At 63.3% G+C, this 9,232-nt stretch carries 6 protein-coding genes; all 6 read right to left on the reverse strand.

Features of this window, described 5'->3' with window-relative positions; translation table 11 throughout:
* Window positions 1–7: 7 nt before the first annotated feature.
* The 6 genes from CFR72_RS10355 to CFR72_RS10380 all read right to left on the reverse strand — a co-directional run bounded on the left by CFR72_RS10355 (window position 8) and on the right by CFR72_RS10380 (window position 9,134).
* On the reverse strand, window positions 8–1,843 hold the full coding sequence (locus tag CFR72_RS10355) for a cation:proton antiporter (RefSeq protein WP_110913872.1): 1,836 nt from the start codon (window positions 1,841–1,843) through the stop codon (window positions 8–10).
* Between the two features lie 143 nt (window positions 1,844–1,986).
* Window positions 1,987–3,282 (reverse strand): RsmB/NOP family class I SAM-dependent RNA methyltransferase, encoded by a 1,296-nt coding sequence (locus tag CFR72_RS10360; protein WP_110913873.1) that lies wholly within the window; start codon window positions 3,280–3,282, stop codon window positions 1,987–1,989.
* Between the two features lie 30 nt (window positions 3,283–3,312).
* Complete coding sequence (gene guaB, locus CFR72_RS10365) at window positions 3,313–4,815, reverse strand: IMP dehydrogenase (RefSeq protein ID WP_110913874.1); 1,503 nt, start codon at window positions 4,813–4,815, stop codon at window positions 3,313–3,315.
* A 154-nt stretch (window positions 4,816–4,969) separates the two neighbouring features.
* Window positions 4,970–6,541 carry a SpoVR family protein gene (locus CFR72_RS10370; RefSeq protein ID WP_110913875.1) on the reverse strand — a complete coding sequence of 524 codons (1,572 nt, stop codon included), beginning with the start codon at window positions 6,539–6,541 and terminating at the stop codon, window positions 4,970–4,972.
* The gene (locus CFR72_RS10375; protein ID WP_110913876.1) at window positions 6,538–7,848 is read right to left on the reverse strand and encodes a YeaH/YhbH family protein; all 1,311 of its coding nucleotides are present in this window, start codon (window positions 7,846–7,848) and stop codon (window positions 6,538–6,540) included. The genes CFR72_RS10370 and CFR72_RS10375 overlap by 4 nt, the downstream gene beginning before the upstream one ends.
* Before the next feature lie 26 nt (window positions 7,849–7,874).
* Window positions 7,875–9,134, reverse strand: coding sequence for a PrkA family serine protein kinase (locus tag CFR72_RS10380; protein ID WP_456303980.1), 1,260 nt, complete (start codon window positions 9,132–9,134; stop codon window positions 7,875–7,877).
* Window positions 9,135–9,232 lie beyond the last annotated feature (98 nt).

Below are 9,232 nucleotides of genomic sequence, written 5' to 3' on the forward strand. Positions count from 1 at the left end.
GCGTTCGCTATGCCGCCGTGGTGGGTAAGGCCGGGGATACGGCAGGCTGCGGCTGGAACATGATGACCATGTCGCCTTCGGCGGCTTCGGTCTCGATCTCGTCCTCGGCGGAGACGATCCATATCGCCACCCCCTTGCGGATGACCATGAAAACCAGCGCATGTCCTTCGCTGATGTCATTTTCCTGCAGGGGGTCTGTTATAACGTGGCAGTGGAAACGCCATCCCCGGTCGAAAAGGGAATCGATCATGGAGAAATTCCATGACGGTTCCCCCAGCACCTTGCCCCGCGATTCCCGGCTGACGCCACGATACAGGTCCAGGCGCGCGATCCCCGGACTGACCTGGAACACGCGCTGGCGCCCGAAATCCGGGGCCAGCCGTGCGCAGACCAGCCCGTTATAGATCGCGTCGGGCGTGGCGGCGATCAGGTAGTCCGCCGGTCGCTCCTCCAGCCGTTCGAGCCCTTCTTCGGACAGGAGTTCGGCCTTCAGCGTCGGCACCCCCTGGCGGTCGGCCTTTTCCAGCGCCCCGGAATAGGTATCGACCAGTACCACCGGTATGCCCTGCTGATGCAGCGTGGTGGCCAGGTTCGTGGACCAGGCATTGGCCCCCATGATCGCCAGCGCCGGTTCATCCGAAAGCGTCAGGCGCAGGTAGCGCGCCAGCGGGCGCAGCGAAAACCCGTGCAGGATCATGGTCGTGGCGATGACGGCGAACACTGCCGGCGTGATCAGCGCCGCGCTGGGATCGCCCGCGTCGCGCAACTGCAGGCCCGCCGCCCCCGCGACGGCCGCCGCGACGATCCCGCGCGGTGCGATCCAGCCGACGAACAGGCGTTCCTGCCACGACAGGTCGGAGCGGATGGTGGAAAGGAAAATCCCGAGCGGCCTGACCACGAACAGCACCGTCAGGGTCAGCGCCAGGATCGGCAGGGACAGTTTCTGCAGCACGTCACGGTGAAGGTCGGCCGTAAGAATCACGAACAGGCACGACACCACGATGACACCAAGGGATTCCTTGATGCGGCGCAGTTCGGACATGCCCACGACATTCAGGTTGGCCAGCGCCATGCCAAAGACCGTTGCCGCCATCAGGCCCGTGCTCGCCATGACCAGGTTGCATATGGCGGCCATGCTCATGGCGAAGGTCAGGATGATGGGAATGCGCAGGATTTCAGGCAGGAGATCGCGGCTGGAGAGGAATTTGACCAGCAGGGCGGGAAAAATGCCGCAGCCGATGGCGAACATGGTGCTGAACAGCAGATGCGGCCAGATCTCTATTGCCGCAAGGGACACATCCCCCGTCGGGGACGGCTGGAGCAGCAGGAATTCCATGACAAGGGTGGCCAGGATCGCCCCGATCGGATCGTTGACGATGGCTTCCCATCGCAGGAAGGCGGCGACGCGTGGCCGCAGCTTGGTATGGCGCAGCAGGGGCAGGACGACCGTGGGGCCGGTGACGACGATGATGGCGCCAAATAGCCATGACGTGCCCCAGTGCAGGTGGCCGACGAAATGCGCGGCAAGCGTGCCCAGCACCCAGTTGATCGGCAGGGCCACCGCCGTCAGGCGCAGTACCCCCTCGCCCGAGGTGCGCCATTGCCGCACATTGAGCGCCAGCCCCCCTTCAAAGACGATGAAGGCGACCGCCAGCGAGATCACGGGATGGAAATAACCGCCGATCGTGGCCGACGGGTGCAGCAGGCCAAGGCCCGGGCCATAGATCAGTCCCAGCGCGAACAGCAGGACGATGGCTGGCAGGCGAAACCTCCACGCGACCCATTGTGCGGCGATGCCGCCGCCAAGAACGCATAGAAGTCCGATCGCCAGATTATGCTGCATGTCCGTTTCCCGTATTGTTATGTCCTGTCGGGAGCCCCAGTGGCGCAGTCGGAAACAAGACAGGGTTGCGCCACATCGGCGGGTATGAAGTCAGGCTGGCCGCATGGGGGCGAGAGGCATATGTCAGGGGTGAAAAAATCCTGTCAGGCGGTGCGTTCCATGACGGCGGTAAAAAAGCCGTCCGTCCCGTTCCGCAATGGCGACAGGCTCATCTGCCCCCCCACCAGCAGGCCCTCGGGCATTTCCCCTTCGCCTGCCGGTGGCGTGACCAGCCGGAACGCGGGATTGCGCTGCACGAAGGCTGCGATCTGGTCGCGGTTTTCTTCGTTCAGGATGGAACAGGTGGCATAGACCAGCCGTCCGCCCGGACGCAGCAATGTCGCGGCGCGGTCAAGGATATCGGCCTGCTTTTCCATCAGTTCCAGCAGGTCCGTCTCCCGCAGGCGCAGGCGCGCGTCCGGGTTGCGACGCCATGTGCCCGTGCCCGTGCAGGGTGCATCCACCAGCACGCGGTCGAAACTGCCCGCACGCCTGCGCGCCCATTTGTCGCCCGTGCTCAGCAGGTGGCGTTCCGCGTTATGGACACCTGCACGCCGCAGGCGCCGCACCGCCCCCTCCAGCCGGGGTTCGGACACGTCGCAGGCGACGATATGGCCGCGATTGTTCATCGTCATGGCCATCGCCAGCGTCTTACCCGCCGCCCCGGCGCAGTAATCCAGCACCCGCATGCCCGGCTTTGCCCCTACGGCGGCGGCGACCAGCTGGCTGCCTTCGTCCTGTATTTCCACAAGCCCGGCGCGAAATGCCGCCGTGGAGGTAACAGGCTGGCGTCCCGCAACCCGCAGCCCCCATGGCGACAGGCTGGTATCTTCGGTGACGATCCCTTCTTCCGCCAGTGCGATGCGCGCGGCCTCCCGCGTGGTCTTGAGCAGGTTGGCGCGCAGGTCCAGCGTCGCCTCCCCCGCCATCGCCGCCAGTTCCGCATCGGTCTGCGCGCCAAAGGTCGCGTCCAGCCGTGGCAGCAGCCAGTCCGGAACCTCCAGCCTTACGGCCCGCGACATTTCGGGATGCTCCATCGACTTGCCCCGCAGGAAGGCGCACAGGGCGCGTTCATGCTGGTCAAGCCGGGCGGGTGCATAACGCTCCCCGCTGAACAGTTCGTCCGGCGTCATCCTGTCCTGTCGCGCCAGCACCACCAGCGCCAGAACCAGATTGCGCGGCGTGACCGGGGCCTGGGCCTGTTCAATCCACCAGCACAGATGCCGCCAGTGACGCAGGATCTCCCACACCCGGCCTGAAATGGCCCGGCGATCCCCCCCGCCGATATACCGGCGTTCGCGGAAAAACGAATTGGCGACGGCGTCGGCGGGCCGGTACGGCGTGGCCTCCATCGCGGAAATAAGGTCGATGGCGGCCGACAGCCGTGCACTGGGGGTCATGGAATCGTAATCGCTTTTGTAATGGTACTATCAATCCTGCCGGTAATTCGGCGCTTCGCGGGTGATGGACACGTCATGGACGTGGCTTTCACGCAGGCCCGCACCGGTGATGCGGCGGAAGCGTGCGCGCTGCTGCAGGTCGGTAATGGTGGCGGAACCGGTATAGCCCATGCCCGCACGCAGGCCGCCGACCAACTGGTGGATGACCGCGCCCATCGCGCCCTTGTAGGCGACGCGGCCTTCGATCCCTTCGGGCACCATCTTGTGGGTGTCCTTGATTTCCTGCTGGAAATAGCGATCGGCCGAACCGCGCGCCATCGCGCCAAGGCTGCCCATCCCGCGATACGACTTGTAGGTCCGGCCCTGATACAGGAACACCTCGCCGGGGGCTTCTTCCGTCCCGGCCAGCAGGGAGCCGATCATCACGACGTCCGCGCCCGCACCGATGGCCTTTACGACATCGCCCGACGTCCGGATGCCACCATCGGCAATGGCGGGGATGTCGAGTTCATGACATGCGGCGGCCGTTTCCATGACGGCGGAAAACTGCGGCACGCCCACGCCTGCGACAATACGGGTGGTGCAGATCGACCCCGGCCCGATGCCGATCTTCACGCAGTCCGCGCCCGATTTGATCAGGGCGCGCGCGGCCTCCGGCGTTGCGACATTGCCGGCGATGATCTGGATATCCTCGCGGATGGCCTTGATCTTCTCGATGGAGGTCAGGACGCCGCGGGAATGGCCATGGGCGGTATCGACCACGATCACGTCCACCCCGGCGTCAATCAGTTCGCGCGCACGGGTCAGTCCGTCCTCGCCCACGCCGGTCGCCGCGGCGCACAGCAGGCGGCCAAGTTCGTCCTTGTTGGCGTTGGGGTGCATCACCGCCTTGTCCATGTCCTTGACGGTAATCAGGCCGACGCAGCGGTCCTCGTCATCAATGACCAGCAGTTTTTCGATGCGGTGGCGGTGCAGCAACTGGCGCGCCTGGTCGCGGGCGACGTTCTGGCGCACGGTAATCAGGTTTTCACGCGTCATCAGTTCATAGACACGCTGCCCCGGATCGGTGGCGAAACGCACGTCGCGGTTGGTCAGGATACCCACAAGGCGGTTGGTGTCGCGTTCGACCACCGGCAGGCCACTGATGCCGTGGCGCGACATGATGGCGTTCACCTCCGCCAGGGTCTGGTCGGGGAAGACCGTGACGGGATTGACGACCATGCCGGATTCAAAACGCTTGACGCGGCGGACCTGCTCGGCCTGCTGCTCGATCGTCAGGTTTTTGTGAATGACGCCCAGGCCGCCGTTCTGCGCCATGGCGATCGCCATGTTGTCTTCCGTCACGGTGTCCATGGCGGAGGAGACAAGCGGGATGTTCAGTTCGATCCGGCGCGTCAGACGGGTTTTTGTCGATGTTTCCGAAGGCAGGACATTGGATTCGTCCGGCACCACCAGCACATCGTCAAATGCCAGGGCCTCGCGGATGCGATCCTCGATACGGGGAGTGGAAACCGGTTTTGTCGTGGAAGACATGCTGCAGGAACCTCATCAGACAGTGGAGGGTCCCCAGTGCCGCGGGTACCCGACCGTTGGCGCACCCTCATAAGCCGTGAATCGGGGCCTTGCAAGCGTTGTGCGCTTCCTTCGGCCCGGATTCGGTCCAGAAAAGAAAGATCGTCCGCTGCAATCAGCGTCCGGGGCCGCCGCGCCCCGTCGCCTCATGGGTGGCCAGCACCGCGCCGTCCTCCGTGTCGCGTTCGATCAACTGCACACCATATCCCCACAGGTCCGCCATATGCTGCAGGGTCTTGCGCGCATCGTCGGGGTGGAACTGGTGCCCCCGCGTCGTGCGGTGTTCCATCGTCAGCAGGCGGTCAGTGTGCATGTTGGCGCTGATGATCTCGATTTCCGCATTCATGTTGGCGGGATCGTGGTTCTGCGCCACCGTGCGCCGGATGTCGCGATATCCCGCATCATCATGGATCGCATCCACCAGCAGATAGGGGGCCGAGGTATCGTCATGGAGACGGAACATGCGGAACCTGCGCATCACGGCGGGGGAGAGGTACTGCAGGATGAAGCTCTCGTCGCGGAATTCGGACCATGCATGTTTCAGTGTCTCGACGGGACGGTTGTTGCCCGCGATGTCGGGGAACCATGCGCGGTCCTCCTCGGTCGGGGACGTGCAGATGCGCGCGATGTCGCCCATCATCGCAAAGCCCAGCGCATAGGGGTTGAAGGACGGGCCGCCACCTGCGTCAAAATCGGGCTGGGTGATGACATTGCTGGTGGAATGGATGGCCTCCAGATACGCGGCGTCGTCAATGCGGCCGTTTTCATGCAGGCGGCGCATGATGTAGTCATGCACCCATGTCGCACAGCCTTCGTTCATCATCTTGAGTTGCGGCTGCGGATAGAAATACTGCGCGATCATGCGCACGATGCGGATGACCTCACGCTCCCACGGGGCGAGCAGCGGGGCATGTTTTTCCAGGAAATAGAGCAGGTTTTCTTCCGGCAGGCCAAGGCGGTGGCGCAGCGGGTCGTTCAGTGTCGTGTCGGGCTGCTGCTCCTCATCGACGGGCACGGTGCGCCACAGGTCGTTGAAGGTCGCCTCCTCATGCAGGAGGCGGGCCTGCGCGCGGCGCTGCTCGCCCCGCAGGTCAAGCCGCCTTGAGCCCGAATGGCGATGCACCCCCTGCCCCTGCAGCGCGTGGGCGGCGTCAAGGATACGCTCCACCGCCGCGATGCCATGGCGTTCCTCGCACTGGTGGATGTAGCCACGCGCGAATTCGAGGTAGTCGAGGATCTCCGACGCGTTGGTCCATTCGCGGAACAGGCGGTTGTTGTGGAAGAAATGGTTGTGGCCGAACGCGGCATGCGCGATCACCAGCGTCTGCATCGTGGCGGAGTTTTCCTCCATCAGGTAGCTGATGCACGGGTCGGAATTGATGACGACCTCGTACGCCAGCCCCATCATGCCCAGGCGATAGGCGTTTTCGTGGGCGATGAACCGCTTGCCCAGTGACCAGTGACGATAGCCAAGTGGCATGCCGTGGGCGGTATAGACATCGAGCATCTGTTCGGATGTGATGATCTCCAGCCGGTTGGGATAGGTCGTAAGGCCAAGTTCCCCCTCCGCGATCTCTGCCACCGCGTCGTAGCAGTCGCGCAGGATCTCGAAATTCCAGTCATTCCCCTGATACAGCAGGCCGGAGCGTGCCCGCGTGGGCGGGGATACGGGGCGAAGGTCCATCATGCGTGTTCCCTTTCAGGCTGCTGCGAGAAGAGGTCGCGAAAGACAGGGAAGATATCCTTGCGTTCGGCAACGCGCCGGACCGCAAGGTGGGGCACATGGGTGGAAATGTCGTGATAGGCACGCCACAGGTCCGTCTGCCCCCGGATCACCGCGCCGGAGGCCGAGACCTCGATATAGGCGAAATACTGCACGTTCGGCAGGATCTCATCGCTCAGCAGCGTGCAGGCGCGCGCCATGTCCGAAGGCAGGTTGTCACCGTCTGAGACCTGCGCGGCATAGATGTTCCAGCTATGGACCGGGTAGCGGCGCTTCTGGATCTCGGCCATCAGTTCCAGCGCGGAGGAGACCAGCGTGCCCCCCGTGCTCGGGTCGTGGAAGAACGTGTTCTCATCCACTTCCTCCGCCCGTTCTGCATGGCGGATGAACACGATGTCGAGCGTGCGGTAGCGCCGTTCGAGGAACACGTGCAGCAGCGAGAAGAACTGCTTGGCAAGGTCCTTCATCCGCTCGGTCATGGAGCCGGAGACATCCATCAGGCAGAACATTACCGCGCGTGTCACAGGCTGCGGCACCACGGCATGACGGCGATAACGCAGGTCAACCGGGTCCACCCACGGAATGCGCGCCAACCGGCGCTGCATGGTCGCGCGCTGTTCACGCAACTGCTGGAGTTCCTCAAGCTCGCCCGTGCTCAGGGGGCGCTGTTCCTCCAGTGCCGCGATGCGCTGCTCCACCTGCACCATTTCATCGGGACGCGGGCGGCGCAGGCCGATGCGCCGGGCGATGGAACGGCGCATCGTGCGCGACAGGTCCAGTTGCGAGGGTGAGCCTTCGTTGCTCAGTCCCGCGCGCATGGGGGCCGTCGTCTCGGTTGTCGAGAGTTCGCGCTTGATGAGGTCCGGCAGTTCAAGGTCATCAAGGAAAAGGTCGAGGAATTCCTCCCGGCTCAGGACAAAGCGGAAGCTGTCCTCCCCCTCCCCGGTTTCCGACGGGTTGCCTTCGCCTGCGCCGCCACCGCCCTGCCCTGCGGATGGTGGTCGCTGCAGCTTGTCGCCACGGCAGAATTCCTTGTTGCCCGTCAGGATGAAATGACGGCTGCCCCCGCTGAAGACCCGGTGGAAAGAGGGTTCGTGCAGCGCGTCCGCCGGGACGGTGACGCTTCTGTCATGTCCGGTCTCCTGTATGCTGCCGTGTGCGATCGCTTCGCGCACGGATTTCTGGACGGCGTCGCGGGCGCGTTCGATCACGCGGCGCCGGTTCTCGATATTTTTCCCATGGGGATTGGAACGTCTGTCAATGATGTCCACTGCGCATTACCACCATGTTCCGTGTGTCAGGCGGACTGCTTGACCCGCATGTACCATTCAACCAATCGACGGACCTGGCGTTCCGTGTAACCACGCGCAATCATGCGTCCCACGAATTCGTCGTGCTTGTGCCCGGTTTCCCTGTCCTTCTTCGACCCGAAGCTGATGACCGGCAGCAGGTCCTCCACCTGGCTGAACATCCGCTTTTCAATGACGTCGCGGATTTTCTCGTATGACGTCCATGACGGGTTGCGGCCGGCATTGTTCGCGCGTGCGCGCAGGGCGAATTTCACGACCTCGTTACGGAAATCCTTGGGATTGGCGATACCCGCGGGCTTTTCCGTCTTCGTCAGTTCGGAATTGAGCAGGTCGCGGTTGAGCATCTGCCCCGTGTCGGGATCCTTGAAATCCTGGTCCTCGATCCACGCATCGGCATGTTCGAGGTAACGGTCGAACAGGTTCTGGCCATAGTCGTTATAGCTTTCCAGATACGCCTTCTGGATCTCGTGCCCCAGATATTCGGCATAGCGCCCGGCAAGTTCGGACTTGAGGGTGGCGAGGTACTGGGCCTCCACCTCCGCCGGGAACTGTTCGCGCCTGATGGCCTGTTCCAGCACATACATCAGATGGACCGGGTCGGCCGCGATTTCCGTGGGGTCGTGGTTGAACGTGGCCGACAGCACCTTGTAGGCGAAGCGGGTGGAAATGCCGTTCATCCCTTCGTTCACGCCGGCGGCGTCGCGATATTCCTGCATCGTGCGGGCCTTGGTGTCGGTCTCGCGGATGTTTTCCCCGTCATAGACCCGCATCTTGGCGAACTGGGTGGAGTTGGGGTGTGGTTTGAGCCGCGACATGACGGCGAAGCGCGCCAGCATTTCCAGCGTGTTGGGCGCACACGGGGCGGACGAAAGGCTGGAGGTGTCGATCAGCTTTTCATAGATCATCGCCTCCTCGCTGACGCGCAGGCAGTAAGGCACCTTGATGACGCAGACACGGTCGAGGAAGGCCTCGTTGGAGCGGTTGTTGCGGAAGGTCTGCCATTCGGCCTCGTTCGAATGGGCAAGGATCACGCCGGTAAAGGGAATGGCGCCGATATTCTCCGTGCCGACATAATTCCCCTCCTGCGTTGCCGTCAGCAGCGGATGGAGCATCTTGATGGGGGCCTTGAACATCTCCACGAATTCAAGGATGCCCTGGTTGGCACGGTTCAGCCCGCCGGAGAAGCTGTAGGCATCGGGATCGTTCTGGCTGTAATTTTCCAACTGCCGGATATCGACTTTCCCCACCAGATTCCATGAGGAGTGGATAGCGAGCCGCGCCGTGTCAGAGTGTGCTTGCTGAAACTCTCTGGAGGGCAGAACCATGCTCGAGGCATCTGATCATC

The sequence above is a fragment of the Gluconacetobacter entanii genome (genome assembly GCF_003206495.1).
Classification (GTDB): domain Bacteria; phylum Pseudomonadota; class Alphaproteobacteria; order Acetobacterales; family Acetobacteraceae; genus Novacetimonas; species Novacetimonas entanii.

What these genes read in the sequence shown, in the direction of transcription:
- CFR72_RS10355 (WP_110913872.1), bottom strand. Translation starts at nt 1,843, where the DNA reads ATGCAGCATAATCTGGCGATCGGACTTCTATGCGTTCTTGGCGGCGGC.
- CFR72_RS10360 (WP_110913873.1), bottom strand. Translation starts at nt 3,282, where the DNA reads ATGACCCCCAGTGCACGGCTGTCGGCCGCCATCGACCTTATTTCCGCG.
- guaB (WP_110913874.1), bottom strand. Translation starts at nt 4,815, where the DNA reads ATGTCTTCCACGACAAAACCGGTTTCCACTCCCCGTATCGAGGATCGC.
- CFR72_RS10370 (WP_110913875.1), bottom strand. Translation starts at nt 6,541, where the DNA reads ATGATGGACCTTCGCCCCGTATCCCCGCCCACGCGGGCACGCTCCGGC.